The organism is Leptolyngbya sp. CCY15150, assembly GCF_016888135.1.
GTDB lineage: Bacteria > Cyanobacteriota > Cyanobacteriia > RECH01 > RECH01 > RECH01.
Genome location: NZ_JACSWB010000289.1, coordinates 76,007 through 96,064 on the forward strand (window position 1 = coordinate 76,007; position 20,058 = coordinate 96,064).

A 20,058-nucleotide genomic window follows, 5' to 3' on the forward strand; every position below is an offset into this window, starting at 1 on the left:
ATCTATCCTGTCTAGACAGGCGGCGGCGTTCCTGAATGACTAGACTGGAAAGACCTTCCATCATCGTCCCATGTCAGACACCCCACCCCCCAGCGACCCTACTCCCAGCACTTCCACATCCAGTGACTCTACTCTGCTTCCCCTCAGTCCTGAGGAGCGCCGTAGTCAGCGTCGCAACCGCATTCGCCAATGGGCTAGCTACCTGGGGCTTTCTGGGTCGGGCGTTGGTATTGTGGCAGCGATCGCCCTGCTGCAGCAAGGGCAGTGGCTAGAGGCGATCGGTGTCATTCTAGTGACCATGGCGCTGACGGGATTGGTGATCATGGGGCAGTTTGCCCGCAAGTTGACCGATCGCATCCTAGACAAGGTGGAAGAGCGTTTGGAGGAACGGATTGAACCGCTGGCAACCTGGGTAGTGGATGGGTTGGAGCAGGCAGCGATTGGGCTCTGGTGGCGGTTGCTATCGCCGTTTGAGCAACGCTACACCCAAAGTCTCACGTATGAATACCGGGATTTTAAAACCCAAGGACTACGCACCCGCGGCCCCTTTGTTTTAGATCTAGAAAAGGTTTTTGTGCCCCTGCGGGTTGCGCCCGACAGTTTGGATCGTATACCGTCTGCCCTGATTCGCGATGCGGATGCACGCAGTAACTTACAGATCTGGGATGTGCTAGCGGTGCAGCAGCCTACGTTTCGGCGATTGGTGATTATTGGCGCACCCGGTTCTGGGAAGTCAACGCTATTGGAACATCTGACCCTGACCTATGCCCAACGCCGTCAGCGTCGCTATCACCCAAAAGCCCCAAAGCTCTTGCCTGTATTGCTTACCCTGCGGGAATTACGGGAAGCGATCGCTCAGCAGCCTACTCTCAACTTAGCGACCCTATGGGAACAGCAGCCCACGGTGCAGGATCTAAAGCCACCGCCCCGCTGGCTCCAAACTCAACTGCAGCGAGGGCGATGTTTGGTGATGCTAGATGGGCTGGATGAGGTGGCCGATCCTGAACAGCGGCAGGTCGTCAGTCGCTGGGTTGATCATCAGATTCAGGCTTATCCTACGGTGAGATTTATTGTCACCTCACGTCCCCATGGTTATCGTACAGCACCGCTGAGTAAAGCTGGAGCACTTTTGGAAGTTAAGCCATTTACGATCATCCAGGTGCAGCAATTTATCCAAAATTGGTATCTGCAAAATGAACTCATGAGTCGTCTAGGTAAGGATGATCCAGGCGTGCGATTGATGGCAGATCGGAAGGCAGCCGATTTGATCGATCGCATTCGGCGGAACCCACCCCTGGCAGCGATGGCGACCAATCCCCTACTGTTGACGATGATTGCGACGGTGCATTGTTTTCGTGGAGCACTGCCGGGGCGGCGGGTAGAGCTGTATGCTGAAATTTGCGATGTCTTGCTAGGACGGCGGCAGGATGCCAAGGGTATGGACGGATCGCTGACGGCGGGGCAGAAAAAGTCGGTGCTACAGGTGCTGGCGCTCAATCGGATGCGCCATCGCAGTGAGGAATGTTCTATTGTCACCGGCGGCTTGGTGATCCAACAGCAACTGGATGCCGTGGCGGGCAATGCGCTGTATCCCGAGGAGTTTTTGCAGTATATCGAAACGGGCAGTGGGTTGCTGGTGGAGGAACGGGCGGGTATCTATAAGTTTGCCCATCGTAGTTTTCTAGAATACCTGGCGGCAGTGCAGATTAAGGAGCTGAAGCAGGACATGCTGCTCACTCGCAATATTGATGATCCTTGGTGGGAAGAAACCATTCGTCTCTATGCAGCCCAGCAAGATGCGAGTGATATCGTCTGGTCTGCCTTGCAGCGACAGACCGTGGAGTCTTTATCCTTAGCCTATGACTGTATGCGGGAATCGCTGAGCATGAGCGATCGCTCTGTGCGACAGGAGTTGGCGACAACCCTAGAACAAGGTTTGGAGTCCACGGATGGCGACCTATTTCGCTTAGCTGTGGAAGTCCAATTATCCCGACGGCTGAAGGCATTGCTGCGGGTTGATGATCGCACAGACCTTGATGGAACCCTGATCACCCAGGCAGACTATCAGTTATTCGTGGATGAAATGCGCCAAGCAGGTAACAATCATCATCCCGATCATTGGCAGGGCGATCGCTTCTTACCTGGCACAGCCCAGGATCCCATTCAAGGCATTCGGGCCCAGGATGCCGAAGCCTTTTGTGCATGGCTCACCTATCGATGTGGTAATTTAGGCGATTTGTATTTAGAAGGTGATTCATCGGTCTTTGTGGGCGATAGCCGTATTCGTATACCCACAGTTGAGGAAGCCCAAGCTTATCCAGTCTCGTCCTCCAGGGGAATCTATTGGTGTCAGGGCGATCGCGGCTTGGTGCTCCATGGCATGTCCGACGATCAGCGCACGGCATGGCTGATGCAGCTCCATCGGGCCGGCGATCGCGACGCTGATGGTATCCGAACCCTAGCCCAAACCTTGACCATTCCGACCCTGCCCCCCCGGCCGGCCTCTCGCCATGCTCCCCATCCCCAAACCCGCGATCGCGAAGTTGCTCTGAGTCGAGCCCGCGATCGCGCCTTCCAACGCCTCTTGACCCAAGCCTTGCCCCTTGAACAGGATATGGCGCAAGCGTTCGCTCTCAAGGCTAGTCCCTCTCTCCACCATGGACATCTGGCAGGCTGGATGCAGGATATCAATCATATTCGCGATCGCCAACAGGCCCTCCTCGTGCCCTTACCCCAAGCCCAAACCCTGGCTAGGAAGATCATTCGCGATCGCTCCCCCATCCCATCGCCCGATCTAACCTGGTTGCGCGCCTATACGCCCCTTGTCGCCCTATGGTGGTATGACCTAGCCGATATTTATGAACGCCTCAGCCGATCGCCCCGCCTGCTGCGCCTCAATCAGCGATCGCGGCAGCAGTGCCAGAGCTTGGCCCAAACCTATCGCGATGGGGTTGAATCGACGTTTAACCTCTACGCCTTCTGGGTGGTGTTGGATGAACGTCGTGCCCAGACCATGCCAGTGTGGGAGGGATTGCGGCTGGTGCGAGAGCAGCGAGTTCCCGATTAGAGAGATGCGCTGCTCTCGGGTTCATGCAAGCCGCCAAGCTGGGGCAAGAAAACCCCATCCACATAGACCCAAGCGATGCCAACCGGGTCTAGAAACTGCGACCAAGCCGGGAAGTCATTCTGGGCTTTCCGGCGGTTGATGGTGCTGGGGTTGACATCTAGGCGACGGGCTAGTTCTCGTACCGTCAGCGATCCGTCGGGAGCTGCGTCAGAAATCAGGGATTGGTACGCCTGCCACAGCAGCAGCACGGTCACAAACAGCAGCAGCACCACGGCTTCAGGACGATTGAAAACGCTGATCGGCGACTCATCAACCGGTTCCAGTTCTTTGGGGAGCCTTGGTTCAAACGCGTCAGCATCCTGCTGAGACGTCGGTTGGACAGAACGACTGGGGACAGACACCTCAATCCAGAGCGGACGGTCAGGTTGCTCTGGCGGCGCTACCCGAGCAGGCTGAGCACTAGGTTGATCAACTGCTATCGGTTGCGCTTGCTCAACAGGGGCGATCGCTTCCCGATCATCCTCCTCTACGCTCTCGTCCACACTTATCCTGTTTGCTGATTCAGAGTCGTGACGATCGAAGACATCATCATGCTCCAAGTGACCGACCGGTTCATGGTCTACCGTCATGCCCCAGCCTTGCTCAGCAGGCGGGTAAATGGGCATAGCAGCGATCGCATCTCCAAGGGCTATGAGATCGTCATACTCATTGGAGGTAGGCAGGCCAAAGTCGTCGTCAAGATCGTCATTGTCAAGATCATCATCGTCAAGATCGTCGTCGAAATCAGCCGCTTCGGTTCCATGGAACGATTCATGCCCACCGCTCAGGGCATCACTGCCATCTTCTAAGGTGGTGTCCTCAGATGCAAGGGCAGCGATCGCATCCCCAAGGGCTTCCATAATTTGGGCTCGCTGCTGCAAGAGCTCCGCTTGGGGCGAGGGCAGATCCGCAAGGCTTGGCGGAGTTTCTGGAGGATCTGCAGGCTCCTCTGAGCTAGCTGCACTGGGCTCTAGCCAACCCTCTTCACCCGGATCCTCATCTCGGGGTACCCAGGTGTCGTTGATAGCATCGACAGGAAAATCTGGGAAGTCAGGAAAATCAGAAAAGGGTAAGGGCTGACTGGCACCTTGGTCTAGAATTGGACGATCGGCATCGGTCAACGGCAGGTTATCTAAGACGTTTGGATCCTCAGCATCGATAGACCAGGCATCCAGCGCTTCATCCACCGTATCTGCCTGGGGCCAAACATCCGCCGCATCACCCAAGGGTTCTGAAGGACTTAAGAAAGACGCAGCATCGTCGCTCAGGCTGGCCGTCGCCCCATCATCCCATGCGCCTTCAGTCTCAGACGTTTCTGCCTCGGCCTGCAGCAGAGCCTCTAGATCGTCTGGCGACGAGTCAGGCTCGGTGTCTCCATCGACAGGCAGTTCCCAGGGCGCAGCGGTGAGATCTGAGGACGGTTCTTCCCCTAAGAGCATCGACTCTAGGTCATCATCGTGAGGGGACGGTTCTTCTCCCAAGAGCATCGACTCTAGGTCATCATCGTGATCAGAAGGCGCAACAGGAGGCTCGGAGAGAGCGATCGCTTCTTCCCAAAGCGCCGACGCAGCATCCTCCACCTCATCACCACCCAGATCATCTCCTCCCCACGGATCATCCTCTGGAGACGGATCGGGTTCATGGCCAAAGAGCATTGACTCTAGGCGATCGGTATCGTCATCGTCAAAGGCAGGTTCATCCAATCTATCCAGATCGGCATCTGCAAACGGGGCAGATTCATGAAACTCGGCCTCAAGCTCCGACCATTCATCTAGGTCTGAACTATCAGTCACCGGACTGGTGGCCATTTCATCCAAAGCCGCCAGCACGTCGTCAACATCCGAGGCGATCGCTGCCTCGGTGGTCTGGTCTAAACCAGATTCCTCGTGATCAGCATCCAAATCGTGATCAGCATCCCAAGCTTCGGCAAGGGGCGAAGTCAGATCCGTCATCTCAGTCAACTCTGGGAGGGCGATCGCCTCCTCCGTTTCTCCCGAAATCAAGCTAATCATGGTGGGAGATTCTAAGTCTGCTGACCAGTCATCGACAGAATCCGTTACGGAATTAGTAGCGACATCGTTCGCCGACATTCCGAATGCTTCATCCATGGCGCTGTCTAAACCATCCGGCGCATCTAAACCCGGTTCCTCAAAGATTAAAGCCTCAAGATCAGTCGTTTCATCACTGGATTCTGTAGCCATATCCAGCTCTTCCAACCCCGGAAATTCTGTTTCTTCCAAGCCTAGATCATCACGATCGCGACTCTCGGTTGCGGAGAATTCCATCCCTAAGTCTGCATGATCTTCCTGGATTGCCGAAGAGTCTTCAAAAACGAAGCCTTCGCTATCTGAGCTTTCCGATGTAGATCCGTCAGACATCAAGTCATCTAAATCAAAACCCTCGGATATAGGTTCTTCAAACACTAGATCTGCACTATCCGTGGAATCTGTCAGAGATTCATCAAAGACCAGATCGTCAGGCTCTAAACCTGCTAGTTCAGACTCTTCGAAGACAAAATCTTCAGCGCTTAAGCCCTCCGATGCGGATTCTTCAGCCATCAGGTCTTCTAGATCAAACCCCTCAGATACAGATTCTTCGAAGACGAAATCTTCGGCACTTAAGCCCTCTGACGCAGATTCTTCAGGCGTAAAATCTTCTAAATCAAACCCCTCGGATACAGATTCTTCAGGCGTAAAATCTTCTAGATCAAACTCCTCGGATACAGATTCTTCAAAGATTAGATCTGCACTATCCGTGGCTTCTGTCAGAGACTCTTCAAAGACTAAATCTTCATCGTTGTCCAAATCTTCTAACGCAGGTTCTTCAAAGACAAAATCTTCAGCGCTTAAGCCCTCCGATGCGGATTCTTCAGCCATCAGGTCTTCTAGATCAAAACCCTCAGATACAGATTCTTCGAAGACGAAATCTTCAGCACTTAAGCCCTCTGACGCAGATTCTTCAGGCGTAAAATCTTCTAAATCAAAACCCTCGGATACAGATTCTTCAGGCGTAAAATCCTCTAGATCTAACCCCTCAGAGGCAGGTTCTTCAAAGATTAGATCTGCACTATCCGTGGCTTCTGTCAAAGACTCTTCAAAAACTAAGTCTTCATCGTTGTCCAAACCTTCTAACGTAGGTTCTTCAAAGACAAAATCTTCAGTCCCTAGTGCCTCTGACACAGATTCTTCAGACATAAAATCGTCTAGATCAAACCCCTCGGAGGCAGGATCTTCAAAACCTAGATCTGCACTATTGGCGGACTCGACCAGAGGGTCTTCAACGATCAAATCGTCACGATCGTTTGAAGCATCTTCCATGAAATCTTCCAGATCGAGATCCTCAGATTCAGACTCTTCACCCATGAGGTCACCCATGAGATCTTCATGCTGAAGCCCTTCTGCTAGAGCTTTTTCAATGCCCCAATCGTCTTGATCTAAACCTTCTGCCAAAGAATCTTCTAGAGAATCCTCAAAGACGCGATCGCCCCCATCCATACTCTCAGCCCCATCCTCGATGGCGGCATCGTCAAACACTAGATCGTCACGATCTGCCGCCTCAGATTGAACCTCATCCAGCTCCGCCCATGGGTTATCTGCTGACTGATCGACCTGATCGGCAAACATCAGCGACTCATCTAGATCATTTAGATCATCTAGATCGGCTGTATCTGTTGCTGTATCTGTAGCCTCCTCAGGCCAGACCGACTCGGCGATCGCTTCCCCATCAACCTCAGCTTCGTCTTCATCTATTTCGTCTTCATCTATGCCGTCAAAAGCATCTAAGTCAAACTCATCCCTCGACGGAGATTTAGCAGCCGCCTCATTGGCAAACAACAGGTCATCCAGATCGGCATCATCCAAGTCTTCGTTGCCTTCCGAGATATCAGCCTGGGCCACATCGGGAGCGATCGCCAAATCACCCCAGCCATGATCTTCTGCTTCTAGGAAATTTGGCTCCGGTAGATCGCCATGGGGAAAGAGCACAGCCCGCAGTTCATCATCCGACGGCATTTCAAAGTCTGGTTGCTGCTGGTCGGCGGCATCGTCATCCCAGTTGTCGAGCAACTCTTCCATGGCAGCATTGCGCTCTGCCGCATCATCGTCCATGTCTAGATCTAGACTATCTTCCGTTTCCGGCTCATCGGCAGTAGGCTCTATCCCTTGTTCAGTCGCCACGTCAGCCGTATCTGACTGAAGGTTCTCCGATGCAGGGGATAGTAGTTGAAAAGGATTGCCGCCTTGGAGATCGCCCAAAGCACCGGTGAGGGCATCGGGGTTGCCTGAGGTAAACTCTACATCTGCGAAGGAAACATCATCGACCTGGAGGGATTCTGCATCTGTTGTGTCAGTGATGTCAAAACGGCTAAGACTGTCCCACTCGCTGTCTTGGCTCTCAGCTTTCGGTTCGTCTACTGTCTCACCAACGTCAAAACGGCTGAGGCTATCCCAATCGCTATCTTGACTCTCAGCTTTCGGTTCATCTGTGATCAAACCTGAGGACGTAGCATCATCTTGGGTGACACGTTGATCCGCTAGACCTTGGTCAGCATAATCGTCCGGCACTGCCTCAGGCGGGGGCGCTGGAGAAAAGTCGTCGGTATCAGTAGCTTGCGTAGGCTCAGCGATCGCCAGATAGTCTTCAGCTTCGGGGACGACGGGAGTTTCCAGATCAGAGGTTGCCTCAAATTGTTCGGATGGGGGCTCGCTGGGCTCGGATAACGATGAGGTCAGGTCATGGTTTGCAGACTCAGGTGCCGTGGGTGGAGCGACGGGCACATGATCTGAGATACCCTCTAAACTATTCTCTGAAATACCCTCTGCGCTGTCCTCAGCAGGCTCACTATCCAACAGTACCTTGCTCGTCCAGTTGACATGGGGTTGGTGCTGCTGTCGTCCATACACCATAACCGCAGAAACTGCCTCCACCCGAAGCTGAACAAGACTATGGCGCACGAACGTGGTCATCTTGTCTTGGTCGATGACTCGATCCGACTCAAACAAAATATGCAGATAACCATCTTGGGATGCCACACGGGTGCGAATACCGCGCGATCGCGTCGTGTGGTTCATCAGGCGCTCGATTGCTTTAGGGTCGCCGGTTTGTGCTTGGGCCAGAACGTCTTGAGACATGGTTGATGCCTGAATCATAAACTCAATAAGGGTCTTTCCGATGGCATGACTTACGCTACAAAGCGGTCTGGAAGTCGTTCAAGCATAAACAGGACATCTAAATAGGGCGGATTTAGAGTCGGTGCGTAAGCCTCAGGAGGACGAGATGTAGAGGTTTTGCGAATGCCGTGATGCTATTAAACGGTGTAGCTGCGAGATAGCGGCTAAGCGATTGGCCATGACCCGTAGGTTTAGACTAGCCTAGGGGCAGATGATCATCAGCGAGGCGCGTTCCCTTTGCCCTAGTGTATGTCGGTAACGGGAAATCTGACATCCTAACGGGGTCGGACTTGATGATTCGTCCCCCCGCAAGTTCCGATCGCCCAAGATGCATCCCTCGTCCCGAAATGCCCTACCGTATATATGGGGCACCTTCAAGGGAACGGTCTCCACCCGGTATAATCCTGAAGCAGCCTACGCTAAGAAATTGTAATGCTAGACCCACAACTCATGATCGGCAAAATTAGCGTGTTAGAACGTAAGCGCGAATCGCTTCTCAAGTTGCTAGAGCAACCTGATTTGGGTACGCTGCGCATCGATGTCAACCAGGCCTTAGAGGAGCTCGATGACCTGATTGATGAGCTCAAGCGAACCTTTACGGTCTAATCAAAACGGCTGAACAACCCCCAAACGTTGGGTGCGATCGCTCTGCCCCCGGTGGCAGACGGTTTTGCTGTTTAAGATTCCCTTTAAAATTCGTTAAACGTTAGTCAAACAATGGCCGAATATACTGTTCAGATTCAACATCAAGGCACAACCTATACGCTGCAAGTGCCCGACAATCAAACCATTTTGTCTAAAGCCTTGGATGAGGGTTTGGAGCTGCCCTCGTCCTGTAATGCTGGAGTTTGTACCACCTGTGCGGCATTGGTAGTTGAAGGCGAGGTTGACCAAAGCGAGGGCATGGGCGTTAGTCCCGATCTACAGGCCCAGGGCTATGCGCTGCTCTGCTGCTCCTATCCTCGCTCTGACCTAAAAATTGAGACCGAGAAGGAAGATACGGTCTATCACCTGCAGTTTGGTCAGTTTCAAAATAAAGCGTAACTGGACTAGGGCCTATCCCTAGACAGACCAGCGCTGCCAATCCACAGAAGGCGATCGCTAGACTGCTATGGTGACTCAGTTTGTGACGCTAGAACTCCCCCTCCCCCTAGTACAAGCCGAGCGGGTGACGGCCATTGAGCAGGCCCTCGCCGTTTATGGCGACCCGCTGCGCTGGGCAATTACCCAAGTGGATACGGATCGTCAGGTGGCGATCGTGGAAGCGGTGGTGGTGCAGGCTGCCCCTAGACAACAGAACGCATGACCTCCATCTCGATGCCCTACACAGCCATGCTGATCGTGCCCACCGGCGTCGGTGCCGCTATCGGTGGCTATGCCGGTGATGCTCTGCCCGTAGCACGAGCGATCGCCCAAGTGGTGGATTGCCTAATTACCCATCCCAATGTGCTCAACGGAGCCCAGCTCTACTGGCCCATCGCCAACGCCCTGTATGTGGAAGGCTACGGGCTCGATCAGGTGGCCCTCGGACGTTGGGGCCTGCGGCCGGTGCAGCAAAACCGCATTGGCCTGGTGTTGGACGCGGGCATAGAATCTGACCTGCGCTGGCGACAGTTGCAGGCGGCGGATGCGGCCCGTGCCACTCTGGGTCTGAGTTTAACTGACTATGTGGTCACGGATGCGCCCCTAGGGGTGTCGCTGCAAACGGCGGACTCAGGAGCCACCTGGGGCACCATTCAACGTCCCGATAGTCTCCTGCGGGCTGTGGAAGCGGCTATTCATCGCGGGGGAGCGGAGGCGATCGCTGTGGTAGCCCGTTTTCCCGATGACGTCGGTAGCGAGGCCCTCACCCAGTACCGTCAGGGCCAGGGCGTCGATCCCCTAGCGGGAGCAGAGGCGGTGATTAGCCACCTCGTGGTTAAAACCTTTCGGCTGCCCTGTGCCCATGCGCCGGCCCTGCAACCCCTGCCCTTAGATCCCAGCATTTCCCCTCGCTCAGCGGCGGAGGAGCTTGGCTATACCTTTTTACCCTGCGTGCTGGCTGGCTTAAGCCGCGCCCCGCAGTTTACCGATCGGGTTGATGCCCATAGCCTTTGGGCCAACCAAATTCAAACTCTGATTGCTCCCGACAGTGCCTGTGGTGGGGCCGCAGTGCTAGGCTTGAGTCAAACAGCCCGGCTGATTACCGTGGGTGACAACTCGACGATGATGCAAGCTTCTCCCGATACCTTGGGGCTTCCAGCTCTGCGAGTCGCGTCATACCTAGAAGCCATCGGGGCGATCGCTGCCGAGCGGGCCGGTGTCCATCTCGATGCGCTCACGCCCACCCTGTTACCCCTACGTCCGTTATAAGTCCCCCGTTGTCCACATCTGAACTGTCCTGTGAGTAAACCGTTGCCTCAAGAGCCAGAGTTTGAACCCCTTAGTCGCATCCAAATCTTGGCGGCCATGGGCGTCACGGCAATCCTATTGCTATTGGTGGCCCGGATCTGGCTTTGGCTAGATGATGGGACAATTTTGGAGGTGCAACTGTCGGTGTCGGCGATCGCCCTTGGTGTAGGCATTGGGCTGGGCATCACGGTGGCCAGCAGTCTGGTCTACCAACTTTGGCCCGCCTACCAATACAGCGCTGATCTCTATCTGAAGCTGGTGCTCAAACCCCTGATCTGGCCTGATTTGGTATGGCTAGGTATTTTGCCAGGGTTGAGCGAAGAGCTGCTGTTTCGCGGCGTGATGCTGCCGGCCCTAGGCTTCAATGGCGTGGCGGTGGTGGTATCCAGCCTTTGCTTTGGCGTGCTGCACTTCAGTGGTGTGCAGCAATGGCCCTACGTGATCTGGGCAACGACGGTGGGAGCCGTGCTGGGCTTCAGCGCCCTCGAAACCGGCAATCTGCTGATTCCCATCGTCGCTCATATGACCACGAATATGGTGTCGAGCCTGCTGTGGAAGCTTGAAAGTTAGGGGTCTAGCCCTAGCCCTTAACGGCGGCGCGACGCTGCTCTTGGCGATACTGGATCTGCTCCAAGTTGCCGAGGGGAATGGCGGCAATGAGGCTTTGGGTGTATGGCTTCTGGGGTGATTGATAAATCTGCTCAGCGGGGCCCAGTTCTTCGACCTTGCCTTGATTCATCACCATGATCCGATCGCTCATAAATTTCACCACCCCCAGATCGTGGGAAATGAAGATGTAGGTGAGCCCAAATTCGTCCTGCAGCTCTTTCAGCAGATTCAACACCTGCGCCTGCACAGAAACATCCAGAGCCGAGACCGACTCATCACAAATGATGAACTTAGGATTGAGGGCCAGCGATCGGGCAATGCAAACCCGCTGCCGCTGCCCGCCCGAAAATTCATGGGGATAGCGATCGATGGCATTGGCCTCTAGTCCCACCCGTTCCAGCAAATAGAGAACCCGTTCCCGGCGCTGACGGGCCTGGCGCAGGGTGCCGTGGATGATCATCGGTTCCATAATCGCTGCCCCCACGGTTAATCGCGGATCGAGGGAGCTGTAGGGATTTTGGAAGACAATTTGCAGTTCGCGCCGCAGCATCCGCAGCTCGCGCCCCTGCACGGCTGTGACATCCAGGGCATCGAAGGTGATGCGTCCACCCATGGAAGGCACTAAGCGCATCAAGGCCCGCGCCAGCGTCGTTTTGCCGCAGCCCGATTCTCCCACCAGGCCCAAGGTTTCCCCCGGATAAACATCGAAGCTCACCCCATTCACCGCCATCACATAGCGCTGGGTTTGCCCCAAAAGCCCCCGCACCGGAAAGCCCACCTGCAAATTTTGCACCGAGAGCAGGGGGGAGGATTGGGTAAGACTGGTGAGGCGATCGCTTACCTCGGTATCACTGATCTGTTCCCCAATGCGACTCAGATCCTCTTGAGCCAAGGGTTTTTCCTCTAGGATGACGGCACCGTCGGCAGATTGAGACACCTGCATAAAGTCGGAGACGGTGGGCAAATAGCGCATCCGCCGATCGGGTTGGGGGCGGCAGGTGAGCAGACCTTTGGTGTAGGGGTGCTGGGGGGCATCAAAAATATCGACGACGCTGCCCTGCTCAACAATTTTGCCTTGATACATGACGACGACGTCATCGGCAATATCGGCGATGATCCCCAGATCATGGGTAATGAACAGGATAGACATGCCTCGGCGATCGCGCAATTCCCGCAGCAGGTCCAAAATCAAAGCCTGCACCGTCACATCCAGGGCTGTGGTAGGTTCATCGGCAATCAGCAGGGATGGATTGCAGGAAATAGCCATGGCAATCATCACCCGCTGAAGCTGTCCCCCGGATAGCTCATGGGGGTAGCGTTTCAAAATCGCCTGCTTTTGCTCAGCGATCGCCTGCATCACCTCTCGATCCGAGGGCGGCGCTGCCCCGATCGCCTGCTGCTGATCCCGATAGTCCTGGGCCAGGTCTTCATCACTGGCCACCAGCTTCACTTCCTGGAGGAGATTGATGGCGCGCCGTCGAGCTTCTGCCTTGGGAATATCTTGATGTTGCTGGATCATCTCGATCAGCTGAAAACCGCAGGTATACACCGGGTTAAGGCTGCTCATCGGCTCTTGAAAAATCATGGCGATGCGCTCCCCGCGATACAGGCGCAACTGCTCAGGAGGCAGCGATCGCAGATCCACCGGCTCAGGGCGATCGCCATCCTGAAACCAGATCTCGCCGGAGACCACCTCTCCCGGAGGACTAGGCACCAAGCCAATCACCGCTAGGGATGTGACCGATTTCCCAGAGCCAGATTCACCCACGATTCCTAACGTCTGTCCGCGTTGGACAGTGAAGGAAATGCCATCGACCGCACGCACCACTTGCTCATCGGTACGAAATTGAACCTGGAGGTTGCGAACGTCAAGAATCGTGTCACTCATGGGTATCGAAGGTAATAAACGAGGTGGGACGATTTGCGGCAGAGGGGCTTGATAGATTTCTCGACGGATCTCAGATAAACCGCCCAGAAATCTATCGGACATATCGAGGACTAGCGTGAAAGAAACTATAGAGGGTAATGCCTATGGCGGTAGAATGCACCAGCCCGGTGTAGGCACTGAACCCGAGAGGTTTACGTCTAACCGTCTAGGGGTTCGACCTCTCCGCATGAATACCCCAATGTTCTTCTAGTCCCTGGGGATCACCTAGCTCTACCTATCTTGCTCTAATTTAGATGGATCTTAGCAGCGTCGGTAAAGTTCTTGCTGTTCATTCACCCACACTGAACGGCTGATGTCATCCCCGTCTCCCCACTTATCTAGGGCAGTGATGCCCAACCCCACGATATGCATTCAGTAAGCGAGCCAGTTCAGTCCTTCGATGATGTACCGTTTTTGGCGATCAATCAACAGTCTCTATCCTTAGGGACGGTGTTGCGCTACCTGCAATTGTCTGGACGCTTATCACCGCTGATCCAGGATATTGTCAGTCAACATATTGTGCATCAAGCCATCCAAGCTCAGGATGCCGATCTGCCGGTGAGTGTGGAGGAGGTTGAGGGAGCGATCGCTCAGTTTCGCCAGCAGCAACGGTTGATTCCTGACGAGGCGTTTGCCCGCTGGCTAGGGGCGCAGAATTTGACCCGTGAGGTGTTTCACAAGCGGATGATCTTGACCCTGAAGCTGGAACAGTTCAAAGCCAAGATTGCTGCGCCGGATCTCCTCGCCTATTTTCAGCAGCAGCAAGGATTGCTAAGTGAGGCAGACCTCTGCTGCATTCTGGCAGTGGATGGAACGCTGTTGGAAACGATTGCCCCATCCCTGCGCGATCGCACCCTGACAATGGATCAAGTGATCCAAACCTATGAGCGCAGAGAACCCCAGCAGGTGACGGTGCTGCGTGGGCTGATCCCCATTGCCCAACTGCCAGAGGCGGTGCGATCGCCGGTGATGACCGTTCCCCTCGGCACCCTGATTGGCCCGATCCTGGTGGGTCAACAGTGGACGCTGCTGCAGGTGGAAAATCGCGTGACGGCTCAGTTGACCGATCAAGTCCGTCGAGAGTTGCAGGATCGGCTGTTTCAGCGATGGCTGACCCAGCAGCTTGATCAAGTCATGGTGACCCTCGGCCCCAACCTCGACCGGCAGGAAGCGATCGCTCCCCTCAGTCGGCTCACCCTGCCCATTAACGAAACCGCTTCATGAGGCGATCGCTGGCCAGGGAGATGACAATGTACAGCACCGGCACCACAAAGAGGCTCAGGAACGTGGCGATGAACATGCCGCCAAAGACCGTGGTACCCAGAGACTGACGGCTAGCGGCCCCAGCTCCGGTGGCGATGGTCAGAGGGAAAATACCCAGCAGGGTGGAAAAGGCGGTCATCAAAATGGGTCGGAGGCGATCTCGGGAGGCTTCCAGGGCCGCCTTGGTAATCGACATGCCCCGTTCGCGCAGTTGGTTGGCAAACTCCACAATCAAAATAGAGTTTTTGCTCGACAGACCAATCAACATCACCAAACCAATCTGGCAATAGAGATCATTTTCCAATCCGCGCAGGGCCTGGGCCGAGAGCGCGCCTAGGACGGCTAGGGGCACCGCCAGGAGAATGATCAGGGGATCCAGGTAGTTTTCATACTGGGCAGCTAGGACAAGAAAGACAAAGACGAGCCCTAGACCAAAAATCAGGGGCGCTTGTCCGCCAGATTCGATCTCTTCTCGGGAGGTGCCGGCCCATTCATAGCCAAAGCCGGGAGGAAGCTGGGCTGCGAGCTCTTCCACGCGGCTGATCGCATCTCCCGAACTATAGCCAGGGGCAGGCGATCCAGAAATTTCGATCGATCGAAACAGGTTGAAGTGGTTAATGGTTTGAGCACCCGTGGTAGGTTCAATATCAATCAGCGAACTGATAGGAATCATCTCACCGGCCTGCGATCGCACGTAGATTTGCTCAATATCCTCAGGGCTCGATCGAAACTGTTGATCAGCCTGCACATAGACCCGATAGTTGCGTTGCCCCAAGGTGAAGTCATTCACATAGCGGGAGCCGATCGCTGTTTCTAGGGTGCTGAAAATATCGTCAATGTTGACGCCGAGAGCTTTCGCCGTATTGCGATCGACGTTGACCAAAAACTGTGGTGAATTCGCCGAAAATGTGGTGAAGACCGCCTGCAGGCCAGGAGTTTGGTTAGCCTGTCCTAGAAACTGGCCGGTGGTGGCCAGCAGATCATCCAGAGGGCCGCTACCCCGACGATCCTGGAGCTGGAAGTTAAATCCACCAAATTGTCCTAACCCCTGAATGGTGGGAGGATTCACCGGAAAAACCCTTGCTTCCGTAATTTGGGAGAATGTGCCAAATAGTTGCCCAATGATGGCTGACGCCGATTGACCGGGGCCCGTCCGCTCTTTCCAAGGCGTCAGGGTAGAAAACACAATCCCGCTGTTGGCGGTGCTGCCGCTGAAGCTAAAGCCTCCCACGGCAAAGGTGGCCACTACTTCAGGAATTTGCAAAATCTCGTCTTCAATCTGGGTCAGCACATCGCTGGTGTAGTTGAGCGAGACACCTTCCGGGGCCTGCACAATGGTGATGAAGTAGCCCTGGTCTTCCTCCGGCAAGAAGGCGCTGGGCACACTGGTGTAGACGAGAGCCGTGAGCCCTAGCAGCACAATGAAGATACCCACCATTAAGCTGCGCACCCGCACCAGCCGCCCTAGGAAACTGCGATAATTCCGCTGGGTACTATCCAGGAAACGGTTGAAGCGCTGGAAGAGATGGCCGAGCCAGCCCTCATCATGGCGATCGGGTCTGAGCAACAGAGCCCCGAGGGCTGGGGTCAGGGTTAGGGCTAGGAAGGTGGAAACGGTAATCGAAAAGGCAATGGTCAGGGCAAATTGGCGGTAGAGGGCTCCGGTGGTGCCTGGGAAGAAGGCCACGGGAATGAACACGGCCATCAACACCAGGGAGGTGGCCACCACCGCTCCCGTCAACTCCCGCATGGATTCAATGGCCGCCTCCACAGGCGGTAGTCCCTCGTCTTGAATCAGACGACTGATATTTTCCACCACAATGATGGCGTCATCCACCACCATGCCTGTCGCCAAGGTCAACCCAAACAGGGTGAGGCTGTTGATGGAAAAGCCAAACAGGTTGACGAAGATGAAGGTGCCGACGAGGGCAGTTGGAATAGTAATGGCGGGAATCAGCGTGGTGCGCCAGTTTTGCAGAAAGATGAAAATCACGAACACCACCAGGGCGATCGCAATCAGCAGCGTCCACATCACCTCAGAAAGGGATTCTTCGACATACAGCGTAGTATCAAAGGCAATTTGGTAGCGCATCCCTGGCGGAAAGCTTTGGGACAACCGTTCTAGCTCCGCTTTGATCGCCCTGGAAACCTCTAGGGCATTGCTGCCAGGAAGCTGCACGATCCCCAGCCCCACAGCCTCCTGGCCTCGAAATCGCAGGAAGGTGCTGTAGTCTTCCGCTCCCAGTTCTGCCCGGCCCACATCACCGAGGCGCACTAATGTACCGTCATCCCCCCGTTTCACCACCAGGTTCTCGAATTCCGATACATCCGTGAGCCGGCTAACGGCACGCAGGTCAATTTGATACTGCTGTCCGTCGTCTAAGGGCGGTTGCCCAATACGCCCAATCCCGGTTTGCAGATTTTGCTCATTAATGGCATTCACTACATCCTGAGGCGTTAGCGCCCGAGATGCTAAGCGGTTGGGATCCAGCCAGATGCGCATGGCATATTGGCGTTCCCCAAAAATGATCACATTACCAATGCCAGGAATGCGCCGCAGGGCATCCACCATGTACAGGTCGGTGTAGTTGCTGAGGAACACGTCATCATATTCATCATTCTCAGCAAACAGCCCGATCGCCATCAAAAAGTTGCTGTTTTCCTTATTAACCGTCACCCCAGTACGCTGCACGCTTTCCGGTAGGCGCGGCTGGGCTGAAGATACGCGATTTTGCACATCCACAGCAGCAATATCGGGGTCGCGATCGGCCTCAAAGGTGACGGTGATCGAGGACGTTCCGCTGTTACTGCTGCTGGAGGTCATGTAGCGCAGCCCCTCAACCCCGTTGATTTCACGCTCCAATACATTGGTGACGCTACTTTCGACCACTTCCGCATTAGCGCCAGTGTAGTTGGCCTGCACCGTCACCTGGGTGGGACTAATATCCGGATATTGCGCAATGGGCAGGGTGGGAATGCTGATCAACCCGACGAGTAACACAATGAACGCACAGACGGAGGCAAAGACTGGGCGCTTGATGAAAAAGTTGGCAAACATGGGCTGATGGAGGGGGAAGAACGGAGGTGAATCGGTCTCAAGCTCAGCAGAAGGAAACAGCAAGGAGTGGAAAGGTTGCGCTAACAGCTCCTGGGATACCTGAGGATAGTGGGTTATTTATTGGCTTCTGGGGCTGGAGGCGCTTCTTCGGCTGCCTCTTGCTCTTCGGGCATGATGGGGACACCGTCCGACAAATTAAGGATGCCTGAAACAATGAGCTGCTCACCGGGTTCTAGCCCTTCTAGAACCTGATAGCGGTTGCCTTGGATGCTGCCTAGAGTGACTTGGCGCTGTTGGGCGATCAGAGCTGGGCCCTCGCTTCCATCCTCAGAGGGGGGTGGGGCAACGGCGATATAGACGAAGGTTTGTCCGGCAATGCGGGCGATCGCTTCTGTGGGAATTAAGATGCCATTCTCTTGGTTCCAAATCATCCGAGCCCGCACCGATTGTCCATCCAGCAGGCGGCGATCGCCATTGGAAAACGACGCTTTGGCTAAAACGGTTTGGGCTCCGGGCTCCACTTGGGGCGCGATAAAGCTAACCTGCCCTTGGCGCAGAGTAGTTCCCTGGGTATCCACCAGTTCCACCGGTAGGCCATTGCGCATCAACGGACGCCGTTCAATGGGCACGGAGAGCCGTAGTTCCAAGGTTTGATCCTGGGTCACGCTCGTGAGGAGATCACCTTGGCTGACAAAGTCTCCCACCTTGACAGGAATATCGCCCAAGGTGCCGTTGAAAGGAGCCACCACGACGGTATCCTGTAGTCGGGCATTGGCGCTGGCCGCATCGGCTTGGGCGCGTTCCAGAGCAGCTTCTGATTCGGCCAAATTGGCACGGGCTGAGTCAATCCGCCGGTCTAGGGCATTCAATTGAGCGATCGCAGAATCCAGATTACGCGCCGCCAAGTCGAGCTGCTGCTGAGGAAAGGCTCCTTCTTCAACCAGCGCTGAGGCGCGGTTAAATTCTTCCTGCTGGAGGTCTACTTCGGCAACGGCGGCTACCCGATCGGCAATGAGGGCATCAACTTCAGAGGCAGAACTGGCTCGAATGGCCCGTGCTGAATTGATATCGGCTAGCAAACTAGCTAGATCAGACTGGAGCTCATCGGGGCTGAGCTGCACGATCGGTGTGCCAGCCTCAACCTGCTGTCCTGGCTCCGCATAGATCTCGACCACACGACCCTCAATCTCAGGTCGCAGGCTCACGGAGTTGCGAGATTCTAAATTGCCGATGAACTCGGACGACTCCTCAATGGGCGATCGCTCAACGGTCTCCAGTTGCACGGGTAGGCCGCCGCCTGGCATCATCATGCCCTCAGGGGCTCCCCCACCGGCTTGGCTGCTCATCCACCAACGCCAGCCCACTCCGCCTCCCACAAGCAGCAGAATAATGCCTAACCCAATGAGCCATGGCCGCTTAGAGGAACTGGATGGCGTAGATGATGAAGCCTCACGATCAGAGGATGGACTAATGGCAGATTCTTGAGTTGGATGGGTCATGGGTTCGATATTGGCAAGAGGGCATAGCGGATACTAGACGGTCAACCAGATAGCTTGGTCGTTCATAAGCTGTAAATCCGTCAGGTCGTCAATGCAGACTCAACATGTCACAACTCAGACTCGACATGTCACAACCAACCAACGATACGGTTTCGCAAACATGGGTCGTCACACCTGTGATCCATGAAACTCGTTTGACGCTGTGGAACAGATCCCTATCGATGTACTCATTAGATGTACTTATTAATAGGAGAAATACCCAGATAAATAATCCTGCTACTGGGTGAACTCTAGAAGGACTAGCAGGATTCAACGTCAGTTCGATGCGGCCATGGCTCCAGAAATCCCTAGTACTTCATGGCGTAGTATTTGTCTCCTGTCGCGCCTCTGGCTTGCTGCAGACGAGCCGCCTGCGCAACGACGATAGTCAAGAGATGACCGCTGAGCGTCACTAGTCTGACAGACACATCCTGATTAGCTGACACAATTCCTGCCATCCTGATTCTCTCGTAGACTGGGTGAACATCAGCACAACTCAACAGAATCTAGGCTGGTGCTGGGTTTTCCGTTGCTCAACCCAGCCTACGCAACCAGATTTGTCCGTTAGCTAGGACTGGAAGTTTAAAGTTTTGATGTTTGTCAAACATACATTACCCTTAAACTCAAAACTTGTGATATGCAGTTTGACATCGGTTCAATAGATGAGTTGATATGTTCAAGACTCCGTAGATCGTGAAGATTTCAGGATATATTTCATACCACCTAAAAAATGTGGATTCAAAGTAGAGAAAAAAATATGTAAATCATTGATGAATAGAAGCTATATGACGTTAAAACGAATACATTTACACAATAGCCTGATGTGGAAGATCTATCGCGAGAAATCAAGCTCTCTCTAAGCGATCGCCTCTATAAAACCTACGGATATATACGGATAGCCTGACAGCTTGCCGAACAAGATGTGTCTTTCTCTACGATATGAAGCTCCCTGTGAAGCATTTATGACTGAGCTTCATCCATGGTTCAATAAGGAGCGA

The 20,058-nt window shown here is 54.5% G+C and carries 11 protein-coding genes; 7 read left to right on the top strand and 4 right to left on the bottom strand.

Features of this window, described 5'->3' with window-relative positions:
* Positions 1-70 precede the first annotated feature (70 nt).
* Entirely contained in the window at positions 71-3,067 is a 2,997-nt protein-coding gene (locus tag JUJ53_RS22665) for an NACHT domain-containing protein (RefSeq protein ID WP_204154324.1), read from the top strand.
* On the opposite strand, the gene JUJ53_RS22670 is transcribed toward JUJ53_RS22665, so the two are convergent.
* Positions 3,064-8,235, bottom strand: a complete 5,172-nt coding sequence (locus tag JUJ53_RS22670; protein ID WP_204154325.1) for a hypothetical protein — start codon at positions 8,233-8,235, stop codon at positions 3,064-3,066. The two genes, JUJ53_RS22665 and JUJ53_RS22670, sit on opposite strands and share 4 nt — an antisense overlap.
* A gap of 471 nt (positions 8,236-8,706) precedes the next feature.
* Here JUJ53_RS22670 and JUJ53_RS22675 point away from each other — a divergent pair, with 471 nt between their 5' ends.
* From JUJ53_RS22675 to JUJ53_RS22695, 5 genes are all read left to right on the top strand, one after another.
* Positions 8,707-8,880, top strand: a complete 174-nt coding sequence (locus tag JUJ53_RS22675) for a hypothetical protein (RefSeq protein ID WP_204154393.1) — start codon at positions 8,707-8,709, stop codon at positions 8,878-8,880.
* 111 nt (positions 8,881-8,991) lie between these two features.
* Positions 8,992-9,318 carry a 2Fe-2S iron-sulfur cluster-binding protein gene (locus JUJ53_RS22680; protein ID WP_204154326.1) on the top strand — a complete coding sequence of 109 codons (327 nt, stop codon included), beginning with the start codon at positions 8,992-8,994 and terminating at the stop codon, positions 9,316-9,318.
* A 67-nt stretch (positions 9,319-9,385) separates the two neighbouring features.
* Positions 9,386-9,580: a hypothetical protein gene (locus JUJ53_RS22685; protein WP_204154327.1), complete on the top strand. Its 195-nt coding sequence runs from the start codon at positions 9,386-9,388 to the stop codon at positions 9,578-9,580.
* A complete protein-coding gene (locus tag JUJ53_RS22690; RefSeq protein ID WP_239125299.1) occupies positions 9,577-10,626 on the top strand; it encodes a DUF3326 domain-containing protein in 1,050 nt (349 codons plus the stop codon). The genes JUJ53_RS22685 and JUJ53_RS22690 overlap by 4 nt, the downstream gene beginning before the upstream one ends.
* 30 nt (positions 10,627-10,656) lie before the next feature.
* On the top strand, positions 10,657-11,235 hold the full coding sequence (locus JUJ53_RS22695; protein ID WP_343328018.1) for a CPBP family intramembrane glutamic endopeptidase: 579 nt from the start codon (positions 10,657-10,659) through the stop codon (positions 11,233-11,235).
* Between the two features lie 10 nt (positions 11,236-11,245).
* Here JUJ53_RS22695 and JUJ53_RS22700 read toward each other — a convergent pair whose 3' ends face one another.
* Complete coding sequence (locus JUJ53_RS22700) at positions 11,246-13,162, bottom strand: ABC transporter ATP-binding protein (protein WP_204154328.1); 1,917 nt, start codon at positions 13,160-13,162, stop codon at positions 11,246-11,248.
* Between the two features lie 405 nt (positions 13,163-13,567).
* On the opposite strand from JUJ53_RS22700, the gene JUJ53_RS22705 reads away from it, so the two are divergent.
* On the top strand, positions 13,568-14,425 hold the full coding sequence (locus JUJ53_RS22705) for a hypothetical protein (RefSeq protein ID WP_204154329.1): 858 nt from the start codon (positions 13,568-13,570) through the stop codon (positions 14,423-14,425).
* Here the strand turns inward: JUJ53_RS22705 and JUJ53_RS22710 are convergent.
* Both JUJ53_RS22710 and JUJ53_RS22715 read right to left on the bottom strand, forming a co-directional pair.
* Positions 14,406-17,522: an efflux RND transporter permease subunit gene (locus JUJ53_RS22710; RefSeq protein ID WP_204154330.1), complete on the bottom strand. Its 3,117-nt coding sequence runs from the start codon at positions 17,520-17,522 to the stop codon at positions 14,406-14,408. The two genes, JUJ53_RS22705 and JUJ53_RS22710, sit on opposite strands and share 20 nt — an antisense overlap.
* Before the next feature lie 113 nt (positions 17,523-17,635).
* Entirely contained in the window at positions 17,636-19,021 is a 1,386-nt protein-coding gene (locus JUJ53_RS22715; RefSeq protein ID WP_204154331.1) for an efflux RND transporter periplasmic adaptor subunit, read from the bottom strand.
* Positions 19,022-20,058 lie beyond the last annotated feature (1,037 nt).